The 20,126-nt window shown below is 56.9% G+C and carries 22 protein-coding genes and 1 pseudogene; 13 read left to right on the forward strand and 10 right to left on the reverse strand.

From position 1 onward, the window contains the following. Positions 1 to 26: 26 nt before the first annotated feature. The 3 genes from AC13QY_RS08280 to AC13QY_RS08290 all read right to left on the reverse strand — a co-directional run bounded on the left by AC13QY_RS08280 (position 27) and on the right by AC13QY_RS08290 (position 4,016). Complete coding sequence (locus tag AC13QY_RS08280) at positions 27 to 305, reverse strand: hypothetical protein (protein ID WP_488493219.1); 279 nt, start codon at positions 303 to 305, stop codon at positions 27 to 29. Between the two features lie 993 nt (positions 306 to 1,298). After that, positions 1,299 to 2,261 carry a class 1 fructose-bisphosphatase gene (locus AC13QY_RS08285; protein WP_113420852.1) on the reverse strand — a complete coding sequence of 321 codons (963 nt, stop codon included), beginning with the start codon at positions 2,259 to 2,261 and terminating at the stop codon, positions 1,299 to 1,301. A 540-nt stretch (positions 2,262 to 2,801) separates the two neighbouring features. Further along, on the reverse strand, positions 2,802 to 4,016 hold the full coding sequence (locus tag AC13QY_RS08290) for a pyridoxal phosphate-dependent aminotransferase (RefSeq protein ID WP_488493220.1): 1,215 nt from the start codon (positions 4,014 to 4,016) through the stop codon (positions 2,802 to 2,804). 109 nt (positions 4,017 to 4,125) lie between these two features. Between AC13QY_RS08290 and AC13QY_RS08295 the strand changes: the two genes are divergently transcribed. From AC13QY_RS08295 to AC13QY_RS08335, 9 genes are all read left to right on the forward strand, one after another. Beyond that, positions 4,126 to 4,995, forward strand: a complete 870-nt coding sequence (locus AC13QY_RS08295; protein ID WP_488493221.1) for a LysR family transcriptional regulator — start codon at positions 4,126 to 4,128, stop codon at positions 4,993 to 4,995. A gap of 19 nt (positions 4,996 to 5,014) precedes the next feature. Then, positions 5,015 to 5,782 carry an aspartate dehydrogenase domain-containing protein gene (locus AC13QY_RS08300; protein WP_488493222.1) on the forward strand — a complete coding sequence of 256 codons (768 nt, stop codon included), beginning with the start codon at positions 5,015 to 5,017 and terminating at the stop codon, positions 5,780 to 5,782. Positions 5,783 to 5,986: 204 nt separating this feature from the next. Next, positions 5,987 to 6,370: a helix-turn-helix domain-containing protein gene (locus AC13QY_RS08305; RefSeq protein WP_113331009.1), complete on the forward strand. Its 384-nt coding sequence runs from the start codon at positions 5,987 to 5,989 to the stop codon at positions 6,368 to 6,370. Positions 6,371 to 6,379: 9 nt separating this feature from the next. After that, a complete protein-coding gene (locus AC13QY_RS08310) occupies positions 6,380 to 8,185 on the forward strand; it encodes a hypothetical protein (protein WP_488493223.1) in 1,806 nt (601 codons plus the stop codon). A gap of 12 nt (positions 8,186 to 8,197) precedes the next feature. Next, the gene (locus AC13QY_RS08315; protein ID WP_112723682.1) at positions 8,198 to 8,416 is read left to right on the forward strand and encodes a hypothetical protein; all 219 of its coding nucleotides are present in this window, start codon (positions 8,198 to 8,200) and stop codon (positions 8,414 to 8,416) included. 53 nt (positions 8,417 to 8,469) lie between these two features. Continuing rightward, complete coding sequence (locus AC13QY_RS08320; protein ID WP_269244244.1) at positions 8,470 to 9,603, forward strand: YcaO-like family protein; 1,134 nt, start codon at positions 8,470 to 8,472, stop codon at positions 9,601 to 9,603. After that, positions 9,600 to 10,304, forward strand: coding sequence for a TfuA-like protein (locus tag AC13QY_RS08325; protein WP_488493224.1), 705 nt, complete (start codon positions 9,600 to 9,602; stop codon positions 10,302 to 10,304). Before AC13QY_RS08320 ends, AC13QY_RS08325 begins: the two co-directional genes overlap by 4 nt. A 106-nt stretch (positions 10,305 to 10,410) precedes the next feature. Beyond that, positions 10,411 to 10,632: a hypothetical protein gene (locus AC13QY_RS08330; protein ID WP_113353136.1), complete on the forward strand. Its 222-nt coding sequence runs from the start codon at positions 10,411 to 10,413 to the stop codon at positions 10,630 to 10,632. Positions 10,633 to 11,100: 468 nt separating this feature from the next. Continuing rightward, a complete protein-coding gene (locus AC13QY_RS08335; RefSeq protein WP_113353135.1) occupies positions 11,101 to 11,403 on the forward strand; it encodes a hypothetical protein in 303 nt (100 codons plus the stop codon). Between the two features lie 10 nt (positions 11,404 to 11,413). On the opposite strand, the pseudogene AC13QY_RS08340 reads toward AC13QY_RS08335, so the two are convergent. Next, positions 11,414 to 11,662, reverse strand: a pseudogene (locus tag AC13QY_RS08340) (helix-turn-helix domain-containing protein); the annotation flags it as partial. Positions 11,663 to 11,942: 280 nt separating this feature from the next. Further along, positions 11,943 to 12,308 (reverse strand): winged helix-turn-helix transcriptional regulator, encoded by a 366-nt coding sequence (locus tag AC13QY_RS08345; protein ID WP_113388687.1) that lies wholly within the window; start codon positions 12,306 to 12,308, stop codon positions 11,943 to 11,945. Positions 12,309 to 12,485: 177 nt separating this feature from the next. On the opposite strand from AC13QY_RS08345, the gene AC13QY_RS08350 reads away from it, so the two are divergent. Continuing rightward, a complete protein-coding gene (locus AC13QY_RS08350) occupies positions 12,486 to 13,199 on the forward strand; it encodes an SDR family NAD(P)-dependent oxidoreductase (protein ID WP_113353131.1) in 714 nt (237 codons plus the stop codon). Positions 13,200 to 13,461: 262 nt separating this feature from the next. Here AC13QY_RS08350 and AC13QY_RS08355 read toward each other — a convergent pair whose 3' ends face one another. From AC13QY_RS08355 to AC13QY_RS08365, 3 genes are all read right to left on the reverse strand, one after another. Beyond that, entirely contained in the window at positions 13,462 to 14,442 is a 981-nt protein-coding gene (locus AC13QY_RS08355) for an SDR family oxidoreductase (RefSeq protein WP_488493225.1), read from the reverse strand. Between the two features lie 169 nt (positions 14,443 to 14,611). Then, positions 14,612 to 15,277 carry an NrsF family protein gene (locus tag AC13QY_RS08360; protein ID WP_488493226.1) on the reverse strand — a complete coding sequence of 222 codons (666 nt, stop codon included), beginning with the start codon at positions 15,275 to 15,277 and terminating at the stop codon, positions 14,612 to 14,614. Further along, positions 15,240 to 15,797, reverse strand: coding sequence for a sigma-70 family RNA polymerase sigma factor (locus AC13QY_RS08365; protein WP_113396622.1), 558 nt, complete (start codon positions 15,795 to 15,797; stop codon positions 15,240 to 15,242). Before AC13QY_RS08365 ends, AC13QY_RS08360 begins: the two co-directional genes overlap by 38 nt. Positions 15,798 to 16,056: 259 nt before the next feature. Between AC13QY_RS08365 and AC13QY_RS08370 the strand changes: the two genes are divergently transcribed. The 3 genes from AC13QY_RS08370 (at position 16,057) to AC13QY_RS08380 (ending at position 18,436) form a co-directional block, all read left to right on the forward strand. Then, positions 16,057 to 16,668 carry a hypothetical protein gene (locus AC13QY_RS08370; protein WP_113353127.1) on the forward strand — a complete coding sequence of 204 codons (612 nt, stop codon included), beginning with the start codon at positions 16,057 to 16,059 and terminating at the stop codon, positions 16,666 to 16,668. A gap of 128 nt (positions 16,669 to 16,796) precedes the next feature. Then, positions 16,797 to 17,663, forward strand: coding sequence for a cytochrome b/b6 domain-containing protein (locus AC13QY_RS08375; protein WP_145634590.1), 867 nt, complete (start codon positions 16,797 to 16,799; stop codon positions 17,661 to 17,663). Then, positions 17,660 to 18,436 (forward strand): molybdopterin-dependent oxidoreductase, encoded by a 777-nt coding sequence (locus tag AC13QY_RS08380; protein ID WP_113421055.1) that lies wholly within the window; start codon positions 17,660 to 17,662, stop codon positions 18,434 to 18,436. Before AC13QY_RS08375 ends, AC13QY_RS08380 begins: the two co-directional genes overlap by 4 nt. Before the next feature lie 375 nt (positions 18,437 to 18,811). Here AC13QY_RS08380 and AC13QY_RS08385 read toward each other — a convergent pair whose 3' ends face one another. Together AC13QY_RS08385 and AC13QY_RS08390 are read right to left on the reverse strand one after the other, a co-directional pair. After that, positions 18,812 to 19,144: a four-helix bundle copper-binding protein gene (locus AC13QY_RS08385; RefSeq protein WP_113396557.1), complete on the reverse strand. Its 333-nt coding sequence runs from the start codon at positions 19,142 to 19,144 to the stop codon at positions 18,812 to 18,814. A gap of 11 nt (positions 19,145 to 19,155) precedes the next feature. Then, positions 19,156 to 19,572, reverse strand: coding sequence for a DUF305 domain-containing protein (locus AC13QY_RS08390; protein ID WP_113353123.1), 417 nt, complete (start codon positions 19,570 to 19,572; stop codon positions 19,156 to 19,158). Positions 19,573 to 20,126: the final 554 nt, after the last annotated feature.

The following is a 20,126-nucleotide window of genomic DNA, read 5'->3' on the forward strand; positions in this document are numbered from 1 at the left end:
GCACGCTCGGCGGGAGCGCGAGAGACTTAATCGCTTACAGAGTTCACGACACGGCAGAGATTGTCGCTCATGTTGGGAGCGACTTGGCCCTGCGGCACCATGAAAAGCGCATCAACCCGGCTGCCCTTGCCACTCTTTCTGATGACGACGCGCAGGGTCTGAGGCCGACCCGAACCGGTCGTTTCCTGCTGCGCGGTTAGCGTGCCGAGCTGCTTCTCGACATTCACATCCACAAAACCTTCGGCCAGGACCGCCCGCGAAACCTTATCAAAGGCGACGGCTGGGCTGATTGATGGGAATTCCATCCAGGTCTTATAGGTCACGCCGGTTATAAGCGGAACGCCGGTGCTTTGATAGTGTTGCGAGCATGGGCTGGCAGCGGCGGAGCCGAGAGAAATAGTGGCGAACGCAAAAGCGTAAAAAGCTGTCTTATACAAAGCGAAAACTTCCTCTGTTGATGATACGACGATAGATCTAGGGGCAGGGCTAGGACAGTCGCGGTGGCCGACCTCGCGTGCCGTGCTGCGGCTCGATTCGTGGCGAAGCTGGCGATCAAGTTCTTCTTTTCACCGATTCTATTGCCGACAGCATATTGGTGCGGCCTGGATCATCGGCCGGCGTAAATGCGAGCGCCGTCTGAAAATCGGCCAATGCGGACCTGAAGTCCGATCTGCATCGATAAACCTCGGGCGATCGCTCCGTATATGTCGTTCGGTTCGATTAACCTCATAGGCAGAAGGTCGGACCTGATCGAGCCACCGCCTGGTGGACAGGATAAGAGGACCAAGCGCCGCGCTGCTTGCTTCTGCGTCGAACTCGATGGGAGCATCGTCACGCAATATGCAATCGCAGTTGTTGTCGCTGACCCAAGCATGAAACCGATCTTTTCGGGAAAGTCGAATATTGAGAAATTGAACATGAAGGTCGAAGGCGTCCGGTTCACGGGAACTGTCTACTTTCAGGCCTATGGCCTTTGAGTGATAAATAGAGCAACCGGAGAATGTGGCAATGGGCGCGCGATCAAACGTTTTGCGTGTTCGCGCAAAATCTCGTTCGGAGCCGATTATCCAAACATCTGTGCCCTCGCCATTCGATGCAAGAAGACCATGACGGCATTGATGGCCGACATGCTTAAGGCGCTTTTACCAGAAGCCGCCGCTGCGTGCGTTGCTTCGATCCTCATGATACTTCTCGACGGTGCAACGATCGACGCGCGCGCTTTTCATGATCCGATCATCGCGACAAAGGCTTGGAGCGGGAGCGGGTGTCGCCCGTTCAAGCGGAATTCCGTTCGGTTGCTACACCGTCTCAATGGTCCGCTCGACACAATACGCGCGGCTGATCTTTTCGACCTCCTGGCGCGAGCCAAAAATCACCGGAACCCGCTGGTGCAAGGAGGTTGGTTCGATGTCGAGGATCGCGGTCTTCCCGGCAATGGCGGAACCGCCCGCGGCTTCGACCAGAAAGCCGATCGGATTTGCCTCATAAAGCAGACGCAGGCGGCCGCCGGAGGCAGGCTTGCTTCGATCAGCGGGATAGAGAAAGATTCCGCCGCGGTTGAAGATGCGATGCGTGTCGGCGACCATCGAACCGACCCAGCGCATATTGTATCCAGGAGTTCCAATGGACCTGTCGACATATTCGGTAATGACGTCGTCCCAGGACGGGCGACGTGCCGCGTTGATCGCAAACTCCTTGGTTTCCGGAACGATCTTGGCATTCGCGGTCGTCATCACGTAGACGTCGTATTGGTCGAGCGTGAAAATCTGTACGCCATCTCCGATCGCAAGCACGAGATTGGTTTGCGGCCCGTAAGCCGCGTACCCCGCGGCCAACTGACTGCGGCCGCTTTTCAGGATCTCGGCCGCGGAGCTAGCCTCGACGATGGAAAAGATCGTTCCGACCGTTACGTTGACATCGAGATTGGAGGATCCATCGAGCGGATCGAAGATCATCGCATATCTGCCAGCGGGATGAATGAGCACTTCGGCATCGAGTTCTTCCGATACGGCAAATGCGACCGCCGGCGATTTTCGGCATGCCTCGAGCATGATCTCGTTGGAAAGTATATCGAGCGGTTTCTGCGTCTCGCCCTGAACGTTGACAGCATCGGTCGCGCCCGTCAGGCCTGACAATGACGAGCTTCTGAGCTTGCCCGAAATCTGCCGGGTAGCCTCGGCAATATTGCGAAGGATGGCGACCATGTCCTCATTCAACAATGTTCCCTTATGGGCATCGAGATAGGCTTCGAATGTCGTCATCAATGTCTTTCTCCTGCGGAAGTGTATCGTTACGGAATCAAGCAGTGCCCGGCGGATGCCAACAACGCGGCATGCGCCGAGGTCAAGCTTCGGATCTCCACACTCGAAACAGGCTTAATGGAGGAACGGTCTACCACGCGGTCCGGGCGGTGCTGAGCGCATATGAAAGGCACGACGAAACGTGCGCGGCGAGGGGTTTGACGGTGATGGCGCAGTTTCCTGGACAGAACAGCTTATGCGCGTTCAGGTGCTTCAGCAGCTCATCGACAGTACGTTTGTCTGTAAGCGGAAATGAAATCGTCATTGCGCGTTTCCTGAGAACGGACAGAACAGCCTGAGGCAATTAGGGATGATTTTCTTCGCGCCGCAACAAGAATTTTTTAATACGCAAATTAAAATCGATTAGCTCCGCATCTTGCTTTTTTAAAATCGATTTAAAACCGCGCGGTCGGATTTGACCTCCGCCCGGAGCTCATGATGCGTGTTGTCGGCCCGATATCCGCGAGCAGGAGCCTTCATGCTATATTGCGGAGCTCTGTTTCATGCGCGATATCGATCGACAAGCGAAACAAGCCGCTCCACTGCGGCTACCGCGGCGGCGTGGTCCTGCGAGAAGTTCAGGCGCACACTGCTGTCGCAGAAAGGGCTGAATTCGGTGCCGGGCGTTACGATGACGCTTGCCTGCAACCGGAGGATCCGCACGAAATCCTTGCCGCCGACGGCAAGGGGAGGCAATTGCGGGAATATATAGCTTCCTGCCTCGGTGGTGCGAACCTTGATATCCTTGCCCGCGCGAAATAGCGCGAGGAGATCGTCCCGAATGGCCTCATGTTCGCGCACGCGCCGATCCATCCAGCCTTGCGGTTCGTTGAACCAAGTACGGAAGACCGCCTGACTATAGCCGCCGGCGCGCAAGGATACGATCGCCTGCAGCTTTTCCATCCGGTTGATGATCGCCTTCGAGCCGAAGGCGACGCCCAAACGGTAACCGCTCAGCGACTCTGTCTTCGAGGGCCCCATGATGGTGATCACGTTTTCCGCGTCGATGGCTTCCGCGCGCGAATGCGCATAATCGACGCCGGAATAGAGCAGCCGCGAATAAAGCTGGTCTACGATGATGGTCGCGCCATAACGGCTGGCCAGCGATGCGATCGTCTTGATTTCTTCGCGCGAATAAACGACGCCGGCCGGGTTGTTCGGATTGGAAAACAGGAAAACTTTCGCCCCGGCCGCGAAGGCATCTTCCAGCTGGCCGAGGTCGAGGCCGGCGCGCCCCTCGACATTCAGGTAGTCCATCTGAATGGGCATCATATGACCCTCGCAGAATTCCACCAACTTGCGGTTGGCAAAATAATCCGGCTGCACCACCGCAACCTTGTCGCCATGGGCGACGGTGGAGGCGACGGCGAGGAACAGTGCGCCCTGCGTACCGGGCGTCAGAATCATGCCATCGGCGGGGTCGACCGGGGCGCCCGTGAAGCTCGCAAGACTAGGCGCAAGCTGCTCGCGGATCGAGAGATCACCGCGGTATTCGGTATAGGCCTGCTTGCCGCCGGCCTCCACCCCAGCGGTGAAGACTTCGAAAGAGCCTGGCGTCGGCGTAAACGCATCGACGTCACCATGGGAAAAATCGACCTGACGCCCCGCGATCCGTTCGCCGTGCAGCAGCGCTTCGATGCCTTCGACCTGCTGCCGCACTTCCTGGCCCGGCGCGGCGTCGGTGCCCATGCGCTCGAACTTGGCTTGAATGGTCATTGAAACTCCTTTTATCGGCGAGGGCGTAAGACTGGAAAGCTAGGATAGCCTGGATTTAAAGCAATAAAATATGCTTGCCAGTTTCTTCAGAAGATAGAAAATATATCTTATGGACACGAAATTCCTCGAAAGCTTCCTCATCGTCGCCGAATGCGGATCGGTCGCCGAAGCCGCGCGGCGCTTGAATATGACGCCGGCGGCGGTCGCTCAGCGCATAAGGGCGCTGGAGACGGAGCTCGGGCAGCCATTGGTTTCTCGCGTGGGCCGCACAGTCCGACCCACTGCGGCGGGACTTGCCGTGCAGAGCCACGGACCGGCGCTTGTGCGCATGGCAAGGGACCTGCGAGCAATAGCTGCGGGCGATCTCCCGAGCGGGCAGCTTCGCCTCGGTGCGACGGCGACGGCCATGACGGGCCTCATCCCCCAGATTACCGCGACCCTCAGCGAGCGTTTTCGGCAGATCGACTATTTCCTCCAGCCGGGTTCGTCTGTGAATCTCTATCATGCGGTTTTGTCAGGTGAGCTGGACGCCGCTCTCATCATCGAGCCGCAATTTCCCATTCCGAAAGCATTCGGCTGGTCGACCATCCGGCGCGAACCTTTGGTCTTGCTGGCGCCCGCGGACCTGGAAATTCACGATTTTCATCTGGCGCTTACGCAGCAGCCCTTCATTCGTTATGACCGCAATCAGTGGGGAGGCCAGATCGTCGACCGTTATCTGCGCCGTCATGCCATCAGCGTGCGCGAATGGGCGGAACTGGACGCGCTGGATGCCGTTGCGGCATTGGTCGATCGCGGACTGGGCGTCGCGCTCGTTCCCGACTGGGCTCCACCGTGGCCGGAGGGACTGCGCCTGCAAAAACATCGCATGGAAGATGGCGAGCTTCGCAATATGGGAGTGCTGTGGGCGAATTCCGGCCCACGGATTGCGGCCATTCGCGCGTTTGTCGAGGCCTGTGAAGGGATCTCCAAAACTTGAAATCCATGTGGAGGGAACAATGAAATATAGAACTATAGGAATTATCGGCGCAGGCGTGATCGGCAGGAGCCTGTTCGACTATGTCAGCAGTCTAGATGGGGTCGAGGTCGCTTATATTCTCGTATCCGACAAGGATAAATACGCGCGGAACGCCGCCATGGCTACGCTCGTCACGGATGATGCCGAATATGCGCTCGACCGGAAGGCGGACCTTGTGCTCGAATGCGCGACGCCGGCTCTTCTGGGTACGCTGGGGCCGGACATCCTTGCCCATTCGGACCTTTGCGGATTCAGTTGCTCCGCGTTGGCGGATCGCACCGTGGAGGCGGCTATGCATGCGGCAGCCAGCAGGAGCGGACGACACTTCTTCGTTCCCCACGGCGCCGTTCTCGGTCTCGATGGTCTGCGCGATGGTCGTGAGCAGATCGAAGAAGTAGTGATAACCACGACGAAAAGCGGCGCGAGCCTCGGTCAGCCGGCCGATGCCAGGGGAACGCTCTTCGATGGCTCGACCCGCGAAGCCTGCATGCGGTTTCCGCGCAACGTCAATGTCCATGCCGCCGTTGCCTTTGCGGGGATCGGTTTCGACCGTACCCGCAGCATCGTTGTCGCCGATCCCGATACGAAAACGATGCGGCACCATATAGCGGTTTCCGGCAGGGGTCTCGAATGGGATATTTCGGTGAGTTCACAGTCGCTTGGCGGTGTGACCGGCTCCTATACCCCAGCCTCGGCCATCGGATCGCTGAAGAGAATTCTCGGCGCCGATGTTTTCGCCAACGCCTGACATTGTACGGCAGCCGGGAACTGCTGCGATAAGATATCGCCGAGGCGGCTGCAACCGCCAAGAACGATTTCGCCATTGTCTTGATACGATGATCGGAAACGTCCTGCCGCTGTGTAAAATTGACTTTGAGTGTCTTGTTGAAAGATTGTGAATTCAAGGGAAACCTGCGAACATGAAAGCAGTTTCTCTTCTGGCGGTTCCCTCATGGACAAAAAAACCGATGCGATCGATGTCGAGGTTGGATTACGTATCCGATTGCGTCGGGAGGAATTGTCAATCGCGCAGGATGTATTGGCCGAGAAGCTTCGCATAAGCCCTCTACAGCTCGACAGATGCGAACGCGGCATCGAAAAAATCAGCGCTGGCCGCCTTCTGCGCATTTCAGAACTCCTCGCTGTACCGGTCATGTTTTTCTTCGAAAGTGCATTGGACGACGCCTTTCCCTCCAAGGAGGCGCTGGCCGATTTTCGACTTGCGAAGCATCATAAGGCCGTTCTGCGCACGGCCTTGTCCGGGATCGAGGACAAGCGTTTGCGGGCGAAGATCCTCGCCTTCGTGCAATCATCCGAACCCGACAACGAGCGCTGACCTGGCAAGATGACATTTCATTTAACGACACTCGGCAGCTGCGCCCTTTATGATGAGATGGGCGATCGCGTGAACGTGCCGAAGCAGGCTCTGCTCATGCTGGCCTATCTCTACGACCGTCGCCAGCCGATGCCGCGGAAAGATTTGGCGGCTTTTCTTTGGTCCAGCAATCTTCAGGCCGCCGGCGCCAATTTGAGGTCGACCCTGCTGCGTTTGGCGACTGCGACGTCCAAATCCCCCCAGCCGCTGATCGGCGGTGTCACGACGGACATTACCTTGAACTTCAACGCGCTGCGGTGCGATCTGGATAGCATCGAAAATGCGTCCGGCGTTGCCAAGCTCAGCGTGTTCGCCGATGCCGTCGCCAAGACGTTTCTACCGGCTTACGGCAATGGCTCCGGAGCTGTGGCTGTCTGGGTACGCGATGTTCGGGCACGGTTTGCGCGGGAGCTGCGAGCAGAATTCTTCAAGGCGATGAGCCAACCTTCCTTGTCTCAAAATCGCGGCGAATTGAAGCGTGCAGCCATGCTTCTGCTGGACTGGGACCAGACCGATGATGAAGTCAGGGTCGCGCTCGGTGAAAAAATCACCTCCTACAGTCAGTTGATTAGCGTAACGAGAGATCCGAATCCCGGCCCGTCGGCTCAGGATATGATTGCGATCACTGACAACGCAGTGCCACGTATCGCTCTGCTTCCTCCTGAGACCCTGGAGGATTCGGAGCGTGCCGGATCGGTCGCCAATGCTGTCATCGAAGACCTGACGATCAGTCTTTGTGTCGATCGAAGCGTATCCGTAGTCGCGCCCTATACCGCTGAGCAGATTCGCTCCTCAAACGACAAGGCCGCACTTCTCAAGCAACATAATGTTGTCTACGCGCTCGATACCAAGAGAACGGGAGACAGCCTTTTCGCGCAGCTGATTTTCATGCCGCGCGACGAAATTGTCTGGGCAACGCGCGTCCAGCTGGACAATGCGGCCATAACAGAACAGCGCAACGCGATCGCCACTGCGATCCAGCACTCGATCATCGAGCGTGTAGGAGCCTTCCACCACATCGTTTCTGACTTTAGCTGCAAGCCGGAAGCCTATTTTGCCTATCTCGAGGGCGTACAATGTCTGTCCCGCCTGAGCCTTCAGAATGTCCGTCGCGCGCGCAAGCATTTTAAGGAGGCGCTCGAGCACGAGCGGGGCTTTGCAGCGGCACTTGCGGGCATTGCCAGAACCTTGACGATGGAATGGGTTCTGACGGCGCGCGGCGATGGCGATCTATTGCATCAAGCGGAAAAAATGGCGGCCGATGCAATCCGGGATGACAACCAGTTTGCCGGAGGCTTCAAGGAAATCGGCGTCACCCGGCTCTACCGGGGAAATATCGACGGCAGCCTCGAGGCCTTGTCGAATGCCGAGAACCTAAGCCCGCATTATGCTGATGTCATTTGTAGCCACGCCGACAGCCTCACCCATGGCGCCAATCCAAGAGCAGCGTTGGAGAAGGTCGTAACCGCTCTCGATCTCAATCCGCTTGCCCCGGACTATTATTACTGGACCGCGGCTGGAGCCAGCTATTTCCTTGGAGAATATACCGAAGCATTGTCCTATCTGGACAGGATGAGAGAGCCTGCACCAGCAAGCAGACTTGCTGCCGCAAGCTGGGCAATGCTGGGGAACCTTGCCAAGGCGAAGATGTATCGACAGCGCGCCTTGCGCGACAACCCGAATTTCGATCTTGAGGCATGGCTTGCCATGATTCCAAACAAGGAAAAATGGCAGACGGAGCATTACAGGGAGGGCCTGCGGAAGGCCGGTTTTTGAAAGGACGAAATCATGGCAGGGGCAGTTCTGATCGGGATTAAGGGTGAAAAGGGACTTTGGCTGGCCGACCTCGAAAAAGGGACTATCGTTCGATATACGCGGCGGCTGACGGGTGATCTGGGGAGGGCAGAATCCTGGCGAGCCAAAGGGGTCAGGGTGGAGAAAGATGTCGATTTCGCTGTGGCGTTGAAGTCGGTAGGCGACATCGCATCTGGCCTTTATGAAGGCTAGGCACTCATCATTCAGTGTCAAACAACTTTAGAGCATTCCCGCCTGGCGAAACCTTGTCGAGGGTTTGGCCCTATCTGGGACGACTTGGCATAACTCGTGTTGGCCGCCAGACTGAGCTCGATCGCATAGGTATTCCCGTTTGGTGCGCCTACGCCCCGAATTCCAGGGCGATCGTCATCGCTCAGGGAAAAGGCCTTGACGACGTCTCCGCGAAGACATCCGCGGTGATGGAAGCGATCGAACGATCGGTCGCGACCCAACCCTATTGTTCAGCGCTCATGGCAAGCCAGAATGAGCTTGCCGCAAGTGGCCATGCCACGGATTGCCTGGAAGATCTGCTGGCGATCGGCGCGCAACCGATAGAGACCATGGAACAGATCAGATGGTCTCAAGCCCACGATCTGGCAAAGAACGCCTCGATATTCGTACCTTTCGAGGCCGTTCATCTTGACCGGACGCATGTCAGCCCGCGATTTTGGGTATCATCAGATGGACTGGCATCGGGGAATACTTGGCACGAGGCGGTCCTGCACGGGTTGCTGGAGCGGGTAGAGCGGGATGCTTGCGTCCTCTGGAATATTGGCGATCCGGCGTGCCGGCATGCGCGCCGGATCGATCCGCATAGCATTGAAGATGAGGGTATTCGCGAGATGCTGGAGAAGATTTTCTCGGCCGACTTCGATCTCGCCCTTTTCGATGTGACGAGCGATCTGGCCGTTGCCTCCATCGTCGCGCTGCTGCGGCCGAAAGGCGATGACGGCTCGCTCAGATATGTCGACTTGACCATGGGGGCAGGGGCATCCTTGTCCCCCGATGTGGCAGCAGCCCGCGCCATTTCCGAGGCTGTGCAGTCGCGGATGACCTTCATCGCCGGGGCCAGAGATGATCTTATCCCGGAGCTGTTCTCACGCCGCGCCGATCCCGACCATCTGCAGTCGTTTCAGGCGCGATGCTCGACGAGCCTGGCCGAACTGCCGACGATGTCGGCCACGTCGGCGCAAGATGCGCTCGACCAGCTTATCGAGACGCTTTTGGAATGCGGAGTTGACCAGCTTTATGCTATCGAGCTGGCACCTGAATGGCTACCGGCATCGGTCGCAAAGGTTTTCGCGCCGCAACTTGAGCATCCAGACGGGGATCGCCGCATTCGTCTCGGCAGCCGGGCATTGTCAAAGGGTTTCCTATGAAAGTGATCTTCGTGGGTCCGAGCCTCCCCGATGCAGAAACGTTCGCCGATGACACAATGGTCATACGGCCGCCGGCATCCCAGGGCGACGTTGTCAGAGCACTTGAGAATGGCGCGACCGCTATCGGTCTTGTCGACGGCCAGTTCGAGTTCGTCGCGCCGGTCTGGCACAAGGAGCTGCTCTTTGCCCTATCCCAGGGCCTTCCCGTGCTCGGAGCAGCCAGCATGGGAGCGCTCCGCGCGGTGGAGTGCCAGGCCTACGGCATGGTCGGCATCGGGAGGATATTCGGTGACTATGCCTCCGGACTCCGGGAGGAGGATGCGGATGTCGCTCTCCTTCATGGCCCAGCGGAATTGGGCTATCCCCCTTTGTCGGTGCCGTTGGTCAATGTCGATGCGACACTAGAGACTGCGATTGACCAGGCCATTATCGGCAAGGAAGAGGCTCTGCGGCTCTCCTGGGCGGCACGACGTCTATTCTTCAAGGATCGGACCTGGAGACGTCTTGCCGAAACTGCCGATATGGACATAGGGCAGGTGAGGGCTCTCGTCGCAACAGCATGGACTGATCAAAAGCGCGACGATGCCATAGAGCTTATACGCGCCATTGCCAGGGCACCGTTGCTGGCACCTATAACGGACTGGTCATTCAATGCAACTCCGCTGTGGCGCAAACTTTTCCCACAATTTTACCGTATATAATTTATTCCAAAATACAGGCACTGCGTGTGCAACGCTTTTGCAACGCACCGTGTCGATCGAAATATGCCAATCTACCCCAACGAAATCATTTGTTGGGGTTTTAAAAGTGACTGATTTTGAGGAACAGGAACGCCAGGGAGAGATTTTGGCGCTTGCAAAAATGATGCAGTATGCCGGAGGCGTCGCAAGTGAGCTGAACGCATCGCAGGCCGTATTCCTTATAAACGCCGCACAAGCTGCTCTTCTTTCGCTTTTGGAAACCGAGTTCCCGAGGCTGTCCGGCGAGCATCTGAACGGGCTTGTCGGCGACGCACGTGGTCACTGTTAGCAAGCTCTGGTCTTTCTCTTATCAACGATTGATGTCGCGCTGACACACGGAAACTTCGAGAGATCCAGTTTGCTGAGAAGAATACTAACCAGGGTGGGATGGTCCGTGAGAAAAGTAAGCTCCACCGATACGGCAGGCATCGTCGCGGATTTCAAAGAAGGGAATATGAGGGTTGCGTTCGTAATATTTGGAGCAATCATCGCTGCATGGCTTGCGATTGCCTACAATATCTGCCGTTCGCTGAACTGGCTCTGATCCAAGGCTAAGAATAGGAATCGTGAAGCGACCCCGATCACGCTGGCAAGACAATCGTTGATAGTGCCTATCGCTGTCGCAATTTCATGCTTGATACCGCCGAGTGTGCTGGTCCACCCCCAAACTCTATGGGCACGGTCAACGGCGGAAAGAACCTAGGAGAACTCGGCCGGCATACGTGGGGTTGCCGACAGTCTCGCGGTGGAGACGATGATGGAAAGGTTGCAACGCCTCGCAAAAGGCGCTTTATCGCAAAGCGAGCTCGAAGTCATAAAGCGGGTGTTCGACTTAGCTACGACACAGAGCTGGTTCGATGACGCTGAATACAGCCGGGAGGGCTTTGCCGTCGCGTTGATCGACCTGTTTCGATGTGGAATAGTCAATCCGACCCAGCTCGAAAAGATCGCGCTGTTCTGGGCATTGAGCGACTTTTCCCAGACAATGTCGAGCACTCAGCGAGCTAAGCTGAGATCGCTCTACGGCGGATGCGAGATAGAGAGAGAGGTTTCCTGTTGAAAGGAGCCTAGCACAGTTGGCGTCGTAGTTTCCTCAAGCGCCCGCGGCGTTCCTTGGCGATATCATCGGTAAGCATAGAGAAGTAGCCGCTATATCGCGGAAACTCGCAGTCATGGAACATGTTACGTAGCTCCCGGCTGATCGTCGAGCGGTCGCGGTCAAGGGTGCGGGCGATTTCCGCCTGGCTGATCTTCTTCTCATGCATCCGCGCGATGACGCGACGTTCGTCCATACTCAACTGCACAAAAGAGCGGGCCATTCCATCCTCCTCAAATAATGGCCATTATTGTCTTCGTTGCATTTGAAAATGGAATCTGCCCGGCTACATGCAAGTATCAGATAATCTATATTATGGAACATAAGCGCCGTGTATCTACTTCATCTTCAAGGGCAAGCGTCGCCCGAACAGCAGCACGATCGCGCACGCGCTCGCCACGATCATCTTCTGCATCTTTCCAGGATGGCTTGCCGGCAAGCTGAAGATGATGCGCGTCGAACATGCCAGACCGTATCGAGAGCGTCGGCCGCCCAGCTTTCCATCAGAACGTTTCCCCGGTTGAAGTCGAGGTCCTGCGGTCATACTCCTCTTGAGACTGTTCCATGGCCGCACCGTTCGCCATCGCCCATTGGTAGAGCGCCGCGAAGGGCTCGCGAAGAGACTCGGCCATTGGCGTGATGGAGTACTCGACGCCCACCGGGGCTGTCGGCAAAACATGCCTTCGAACGAGTCCGTTTCTCTCGAGACGCTTGAGCGCATCCGCGAGGGCCTTGTGCGTTATACCGTCGAGACGACGCATGATCTCGTTGAAACGGGACGGTTTCGTGCAGAGTACGCTTAGGATCAGGAGCGACCACTTATTCGCGACTTGCTCGAGCACCGGCCTCGCCCTTCTTGCATCGATCATTGCCTCGTCGATCAACTTCTTTGTCGACTTTTGGGTCCGCCCCGCGGTTGCGGTTCTCGTATCGATAGAACTTGGCACTGATATACTTTCCTATATCTGATTTACACACGGTGCGTATTTCGCACTAGATATAGGAACTATATCTGACTCCTCGTGTTCAATCGCAAGGAGTTCACGATGAGACTCGAAGACAAGATTTCAGTGGTTATTGGTGGTGGAAGCGGTATCGGAGCCGCGATCGCGGCTCGCTTTGCGGCCGAAGGGTCAATTGTCTACGCGACTAGCCGTAAGCCATTCGTGTCCCCTGACCAAGGCCGGATAATCCCGGTCGTTGCAGACGCCGGCCTCGCCTCCGATGTGAAGCAGCTATACGACCGGGTTCGCGAGGAACGCGGCGGAATTGACGTCTTGGTCTTGAACGCGGGCATGTCGGAATACGCAGAGCTCGGCGGCATCTCGGAAGATCTATACGATCGCATATTCGACCTAAACGTTCGCTCTCTCCTCTTTGCCGCACAGAACGCCTTGGAACTCATCCCTGATAACGGTTCGATCGTGTTGATCGGATCCATAGCCGATGCGATCGGTCCGAAAGGATACGGTGTCTACAGCGCGAGCAAGGCGGCGGTTCGATCGTTCACCCGCACCTGGGCAAACGAACTTGCCCCCAGAGGGATCCGCGTCAACGTCGTTAGCCCTGGACCTACGGACACGGCCATGATGGCGGCGACTACAGACGAAGTTCGTGCCGCACTTACCGGGATGATCCCGCTAGGCCGTCTCGGCAGACCTGATGAAGTGGCGGCGGCGGCGCTCTTCCTCGCAAGCAGCGAAAGCAGCTTCACGACCGGCGCGGAACTGTGCGTGGACGGCGGAGCTACCCAGGTTTGACTGTCCGGGGTCCAAGCCTGCCCTTCCCCCGAAGGCAGGATCTACAAAGCCGCCAGCCGCCGGTCAATCCGAGTTTCGGCTCAGTGTTGATATTGCCTCGAATCGACCCAGTCTGACACTTCACTCCGATCTTACAGAAGCAAAAGACCAATTCTTTCAAAAAGTTGGGAACGCAGCAGGTGATCGTAAAATGTGCAGCTGGGTCATTTTCAGCTGATAATCAACCGGCAATACGCTGAGCGTCGCTCGAGAGATGCCTGTCCTATCGCAGAGCGCTTTGTGCTGTGCAAATCCTGTCGATCAGAGCGTCGAGCTCACCCTTTGGGGGACGATTTTTGGAGAAGCGATGCTTCAAATGCATGATCGGTTCGGCGAGGATCTCTTCCAGGTTCTCGGCGCAGCTGAAGTCACCGGCAACGCGCTTGACCTTCGAATTGTCGAAGATCGCGGTCCAGGCCTTGTCGCCGACCAAAGGGCCTACCCAATCCGGATTATACTTGATCAGCGTATCCGTCGGTACGTGGACGATTTTCGCCTCGACACCCAGCAATCTGGCGATCGCCTTCTGAATATCATCCCATAAATGGGCGCGATCGGAGGTGATGTGGAAGATTTCGCTTAAAGCTGCCTGCTTGCCGAAAAGCCCAACGAAAGGCACTGCGAAATCGACCGAGCGCGTCAATGTCCACGGCGTGTGGCCATCACCCGCGACGATCGTGGGCTCGCCATCCAGCATGCGCCGCGCCATTATATCGCTGTCGCCCATCATGATCGGCAGGCCCGTGCGCACGGTGTGACTGGGGCGAACGATCGTCCAGGCCAGCCCCTTTGACGCCATCAGCAGCTCCTCGCAGGCGATCTTGGCCTGACTGTAGGGCCAGTAGGGATTGATGGCCGGCGTTTGTTCGGTGATGACATAGTGGCGTGCCGGTTTCTCATAAACCGAAGCCGAAGAGATGAAAATGTACTGGCCGCAATTGCCTGCAAACACCTCGATGTCTCGCGCGATCTGATCCGGCGTGAAAGCGATAAACTGGCATATGACGTCATAGTTGGCTCTGGCCAGATTAGCATAGGCAGCCGATCCGAGCTCGCCGGTGATCGAAGTCACGCCAGCAGGCAACGGGTCCCCTCTCAGGCCGCGGTTGTAGACACTGACGCGATGTCCCTCGCCAACAGCACGCTCGACGCAGGGATATGAGATTTGGCCGGTACCGCCAATGAAAAGCACGTTCAAAGCCATGTGAAGGACCTCAGCGTCTGATTGGTAGGATCAATGACTACCATTCATACCGCGAAAATGCCCGATCGTCTCCCGCCGATCACCCTCATGATGACCATCACCATCAAAAAATTGGGAAAGGCTTCAGATCGGCAGCATGCCTGCAGCACCTCGGCAGGTCAAAACGTACCTACCAACGTAGACTGAATTTGCCGACCAGGCTTCCGGCCAGCCCGCTCAGCAAGATGCCGAGCGTGTACCATATCGCGATGAATGGAATGCCGTTTTCGACGCAGGCCCAGGAGTAGACCCAGCCGCCGACGCCCCCGGCGCAAGCGCCTGCAACGAAACCGGCGAGTGCCGGGCGCGTGGGGGCTGCACGTCTGAGAAACCACATGTTGGCGCAGAAAGCGGGAATGCTGAAAGCTACGATCAGGAAAGGGCAAAAGGACGCCGAATATCCGATGATCAAACCCGGATAGGATGAAGCCGGCGACAGCCCGAGTTGAGCGATGGCCAGAAGCGCGACGATGCCGAATGCCACGACCGGAAGCCGAGCCATACTCCCAATCGAACCCTCTGGGCGCGCAACCCGTTCAAGGGCCACGATCGTCGCGCTCAGTAGTACGGCAGTATATAAGAACTTCACCCAAAACGCCGCCACCGTCACGTGGTGCAGATGCGGGCGAAAACTTAGCGATATCAGCAGTGCTATGGCCGCGCCGATCACGCCGACAATGATTGTAAGCGCAAGCCTCACTCGCAGCGCATGATGGCGAACCGGAGTGAGATCGCTTACCAGAGCGTCGATCAATTCATCATTTTTCGTCATTGGCAAAACCCAGCTTGCGTCCAATCGCGCGCATCCCTCGGTGAATGCTGACGCGAACCATTGCTTCCGACTGGCCGCTCTCGCTCGCGGCTTCAGCAGTGGTTTTGCCAGCAATCTTTACCTGGCGCAGAAGCTCCCTTTGTTTGGCAGGCAATTGGTCGAGAAGACGGTCGATGTCGAGGTGAGCAAAGAGTGTCTCCTCTCGAAATTCAGCGGCGATCTCGTCTTCCAAAGCAATTTCTACGCCTCTTCTGCTGCCATTTACCCTGAAGTGATCGATCAGCTTGTATTTCGCGATTTGGAAAAACCACGCGGTGAACGGCCGTTCCCGATCATAAGTAATGCGCCGGCTATGCACCGCCAAAAGCACCTCCTGGACCAGATCCTCGCCATCACGGTCCGCATTCGATCCAAGCCTCCTTCGATAAAATGCCAGAAGCAGATCTCGCAACATGACGAGCAAGCGCCTGTACGCAGCCTCATCGCCGTCAAGCGAGAGAAGCATCAAGCCTTTCAGGACCTGTTCCGATACCGATTTCGTCATTCGCGTGCAGTCATTCGTTGATCGGCGCTATTTGTTACATCCCGAACCGGATTTTTTGTCGCCCTTCTTGCGATCACAACGGCGTGATCGCTGTAACGCATTCGCACCAGCGCCGAATGAAGGGGCGGAATTGAGGGACGATCGGTTGTCGCCGGTAGGATGCCATAGCCGCTTTGCCTCATTTCCAAATCGATCGCCCTACCCGCTCCAGATAGCTGGATGGGCATCATGTCAAAAGATGTGAGATATGGAGAGCAGAATGTCGCTCACGAAGTTCAAAATCATGGGTATGGTGCTGGCGCTGGGTGCCGCGACCACACTATCCGCACAGGCTGCCGATAAGGCGCGCGTTCGCGGCGTCGTGGAAAGCCTTAGCGGCGATACGCTGATGGTCAAATCGCGCGAAGGCAAGGACGTGACGATCAAGCTGAAATCCGGCTGGGCCGTCAACGGCATCGTCAACGCCTCCGTGACAGACATCAAGCCTGGGGATTTCGTCGGCATCGCGTCCGTTCCGACCGACAGCGGCATCAACGGGGCGCTTGAGGTACTGATCTTCCCGGCCGCGATGAAAGGCACCGGCGAGGGCGATTACGGCTGGGATCTGAAGCCGAAGAGCTCGATGACCAATGCGACGGTTGCCAGCGCCGTCACCTCGGTCAACGGCCCCACCCTGTCGCTCACCTATAAGGGCGGCGAGAAAAAGATCTCGATCCCGCCGGGCACGCCGGTCGTCACTTTCGGCAAGGCGACGAAGGACGACATCAAGCCCGGCGCAGGAGTCATCATTAACGGCACGACCGATGGAGACAATACGGTTGAATCCGACCGTGTCGTGGTCGGCATAAACGGCGTCATCCCGCCAATGTGACGCATCGATGCTGCCACCACGGGGCTGCCCGGTTGCCGATCGTATCCGGGCAGCTCAATGAGCGGCGATAGCGTTGCAGCATATGATTTCGGACACCGCCTTTTGGCGGCACGTCAGGAGAATTACCCATGACAAGCATCGAGCAGATCGGCACAGCGCCGCCCCCGCCCCCGCCCCCGGCCAAGATCTTCATTCGCCGTCATTCGGCTCTTACGCGGATAACGCACTGGATCAATGTGCTGTGTTTGACCTTACTGATGATGAGTGGCATGCAGATCTTCAATGCCGATCCACAATTACATTGGGGAAACTACGGAGCGGTTGAAGATCCGTCATGGTTCGAAATCGCCAGCAATCGGGATGGCAACAACATCACCGGATTAGTGCGCATCGGCCGTCTCTCGATCACCACAACCGGCATACTCGGGGCCTCCACGGCCGACGGCGAAAGGATGCCGCGCGCATTTCCGGCCTGGGCAACCATACCGAGCTACCAGGATCTTGCGGCTGGCCGACGCTGGCATTTCTTCTTCGCCTGGCTGCTTGTCATCAATGGGTTCGTTTACATGACCTACAGCCTCATCGGCGGTCATTTCCGCCGCGATCTGGCGCCGACGATTCAAGACATCAAGCCCGGGAACATCTGGCATGAAATCAAGGATCATGCCCGATTGCGCTTCCCGCAGGGGGAAAAGGCGCAGCACTATAATGCGTTGCAAAAGCTGACCTATCTCATCGTAATCTTCATCCTGCTGCCGCTGATGATCGGTTCAGGATTGACCATGTCACCGGCGATAGACGCCGGTTACCCCTTCCTGCTCGATATTTTGGGTGGTCGCCAATCGGCCCGCTCCATTCATTTCATCACCGCCTGGAGCCTGGTGGCCTTCGTCGTCGTGCATATCGCGATGGTCATTCTCTCCGGGCTTTGGAACAACATGCGTTCGATGGTGACCGGCCGCTACGCTATCATCAACGAGGAGGCCGACCGATGAGCTCCATCTTCACCCGCCGCCGTTTTCTCATTGGCTCGGCCGCCAGTCTGGGCGCCGTGGGCCTGACGGGATGCGATGACATTTCCCAGAACCAGCACGTTCAGAAGGTGCTCGCTCTGGCTGAGCGGCTGACCATGGGCACACAGCGGCTCATAGTTTCGCCGCAGACGCTTGCTCGAGAATATACCGACGCAGATATTTCACCGAGCTTTCATCCGAATGGATCAATTCAGCCAAACAGCTTCGAATATATCCAGATGGTCGAAACTCAATTTGCCGAGTGGCGGCTCAAGATCGATGGCATGGTCAATAGGCCGATGGAATTTTCGTTGGCCGACCTAAAGAAGCTGCCTTCTCGCACCCAGATCACCCGCCACGACTGTGTCGAAGGCTGGAGCGCCATCGGGAAATGGCAGGGCGTTCCTCTCGGGCTTATCCTGCAGACTGCGGGTTTGAAGCCAGGCGCTCGTTACGCCGTCTTTTATTGTGCAGATGAACTGGAACAAACCCTCGATGGCAGCGGTCGCTACTACGAGAGTATTGACCTCATCGACGCCTTTCATCCGCAGTCGATCCTCGCCTATTCTCTTAACGGGAAGGATCTGGAAGTCGAACACGGCGCTCCTTTGCGGCTGCGCGTCGAGCGTCATCTTGGTTACAAACACGCCAAATACGTCATGCGCATCGAAATCCGTGACCGGTTCGATGATTTGTGGGGTGGTAACGGCGGGTTCTGGGAAGATCGTGGCTACGAATGGTATGCCGGTATCTGAGATGTCGTAGCAGACGTCAATAATCAGGCACGGCGATCGTAGACGATATCAGTGACATAGGCCGACGATACGTCCACGGATCGAGAACCTCGAAACCGTTGTGCTGCCCATTCCGCTATAATCTGCGCCGTCATGTCGTATCCTGCTGCGGAAATGGTAACGGCTACCGTTCGCATTTCAAATCACTCCGCTACTAAATGGAGAGCTTGATCGCATCGACGTTTTCTAGCGAAATTGACGAAGCCGCATCATGGGATGGAGGTGTTGCAAGCCCGACCCACATCTACCACAGCGACGCTTCAATCGGCGGGCCGGCGCAAAGATGCAACGTCGACCCGCTTGTCAGATGCGAAGATGGTACGAGGGCCTTCTTCTCTATGACGCCATGCGATGGCAACTGTCCGCACAGCGGCGGCAGGCTTTAACGCAATCCTGCATGTCACCGATCCGTTCGCAATCATCCGCGCATTGAGCGCAGATCTCCGCGCATTCACGACAGACGTGGCGATGATGTTGAGAGCCTATCAGCATGAAATGCGCGGCCGTCCGGCATATCTCGCTACAGGCCATCATGAGCTTGAAATGCGGCGGACTGGTGTGCTCTCCTCCAGCCTGGAGACAGTGTCCCATCGCAGTGGACAGGCATTCGCCGTAGCACGCGAGGCAGTCTTCGATGCAGCTCTTCATTTCGGCTGAAACGTGGTGCATTGGCATCCTCCTTACTTGGCTTCGCTGTGGAGCAAGCCGCTCATCTGTTTGATTTCCTTCGTCTGATCGTTAATGATCTTGCGAGCCTTTTGCCGCGCCAGTTTATTATGGCCGTACTTGAGTTCGACCTGCGACATGCTGATCGCACCCATGTGGTGAGCGATCATGCCGCAAAGGAAGGACACGTCCGCATCCTTCTTCATCATTCCCTGCATCATGTTGGAATTCATGCTCTTCATTCCGTCCATGGCCGCTTTCTGGTAGTCGGTCATGTCGCCAGGCATTTGCATGCCCGCCGACGACATCTGCATCTCCTCGGATTTACACGTCTCCGGATAGGCGATCTGCGCCGCTGCGCCGGCAGGTTTCAGCGCGAAGGCTGCCATGGTGATGACCGCTGCAAATGCGATCTTCCTGGTGATATTCATGTCGATCTCCTTCTGATTTGGTTCGATTCTCTTAACCAAACGAAGATCGAGGCGGCGGATCCAACGCCCTGATAAGGAGGAGAGGACTCGGCTGGATCGTTCGGGCCACGAGATTGTCGGCTTCCCTGATGAATAGCCCGCCTGCAAAGTAATCAGGAACTAGCGCACAACAATGCGCGACGGAACAACAACACGGCCGCGGTGTGCCTTCTGTCTGAACCTCACGCGGACCGCTCCGTTCGATCATGTAGCCAGCACTAGTCTCTTCAGGACATGCATGGCTCACCGCCGCCACCTTTAAGAAGATAGCGGCGGCCATGGCGACGATTCTGAGACAGTGCGAGATTCTTCGAAACGGCATCATGGCGGGTGTTCCCTTTTCCCCGCCGAACGATATCGCCACAAAAATGTTCCGACTGCGCCGCGGAATGCGCGAGGCCATGATCGCCAAACTGCGGAGGAGTTCACAAACGCTGAAGTTGGATGTGGTTTGCCGCTTATCACAAGGGCGCTATGCGCCATGTCACATTCAAGTCCGTGTCGGCCAAGACTTG

The sequence above is a fragment of the Martinezella sp. CNPSo 3795 genome, from assembly GCF_057784475.1.

Excerpts from the sequence above, each read along its gene's own strand:
- AC13QY_RS08370 (WP_113353127.1), top strand. The coding sequence starts at position 16,057 with ATGTCGCTCACGAAGTTCAAAATCATGGGTATGGTGCTGGCGCTGGGT.
- AC13QY_RS08310 (WP_488493223.1), top strand. The coding sequence starts at position 6,380 with ATGACATTTCATTTAACGACACTCGGCAGCTGCGCCCTTTATGATGAG.
- AC13QY_RS08375 (WP_145634590.1), top strand. The coding sequence starts at position 16,797 with ATGACAAGCATCGAGCAGATCGGCACAGCGCCGCCCCCGCCCCCGCCC.
- AC13QY_RS08325 (WP_488493224.1), top strand. The coding sequence starts at position 9,600 with ATGAAAGTGATCTTCGTGGGTCCGAGCCTCCCCGATGCAGAAACGTTC.
- AC13QY_RS08290 (WP_488493220.1), bottom strand. The coding sequence starts at position 4,016 with ATGACCATTCAAGCCAAGTTCGAGCGCATGGGCACCGACGCCGCGCCG.
- AC13QY_RS08305 (WP_113331009.1), top strand. The coding sequence starts at position 5,987 with ATGGACAAAAAAACCGATGCGATCGATGTCGAGGTTGGATTACGTATC.
- AC13QY_RS08355 (WP_488493225.1), bottom strand. The coding sequence starts at position 14,442 with ATGGCTTTGAACGTGCTTTTCATTGGCGGTACCGGCCAAATCTCATAT.
- AC13QY_RS08285 (WP_113420852.1), bottom strand. The coding sequence starts at position 2,261 with ATGACGACATTCGAAGCCTATCTCGATGCCCATAAGGGAACATTGTTG.
- AC13QY_RS08280 (WP_488493219.1), bottom strand. The coding sequence starts at position 305 with ATGGAATTCCCATCAATCAGCCCAGCCGTCGCCTTTGATAAGGTTTCG.
- AC13QY_RS08380 (WP_113421055.1), top strand. The coding sequence starts at position 17,660 with ATGAGCTCCATCTTCACCCGCCGCCGTTTTCTCATTGGCTCGGCCGCC.
- AC13QY_RS08350 (WP_113353131.1), top strand. The coding sequence starts at position 12,486 with ATGAGACTCGAAGACAAGATTTCAGTGGTTATTGGTGGTGGAAGCGGT.
- AC13QY_RS08365 (WP_113396622.1), bottom strand. The coding sequence starts at position 15,797 with ATGACGAAATCGGTATCGGAACAGGTCCTGAAAGGCTTGATGCTTCTC.
- AC13QY_RS08385 (WP_113396557.1), bottom strand. The coding sequence starts at position 19,144 with ATGCACCACGTTTCAGCCGAAATGAAGAGCTGCATCGAAGACTGCCTC.
- AC13QY_RS08390 (WP_113353123.1), bottom strand. The coding sequence starts at position 19,572 with ATGAATATCACCAGGAAGATCGCATTTGCAGCGGTCATCACCATGGCA.
- AC13QY_RS08300 (WP_488493222.1), top strand. The coding sequence starts at position 5,015 with ATGAAATATAGAACTATAGGAATTATCGGCGCAGGCGTGATCGGCAGG.
- AC13QY_RS08315 (WP_112723682.1), top strand. The coding sequence starts at position 8,198 with ATGGCAGGGGCAGTTCTGATCGGGATTAAGGGTGAAAAGGGACTTTGG.
- AC13QY_RS08345 (WP_113388687.1), bottom strand. The coding sequence starts at position 12,308 with ATGATCGATGCAAGAAGGGCGAGGCCGGTGCTCGAGCAAGTCGCGAAT.
- AC13QY_RS08335 (WP_113353135.1), top strand. The coding sequence starts at position 11,101 with ATGGAAAGGTTGCAACGCCTCGCAAAAGGCGCTTTATCGCAAAGCGAG.
- AC13QY_RS08295 (WP_488493221.1), top strand. The coding sequence starts at position 4,126 with ATGGACACGAAATTCCTCGAAAGCTTCCTCATCGTCGCCGAATGCGGA.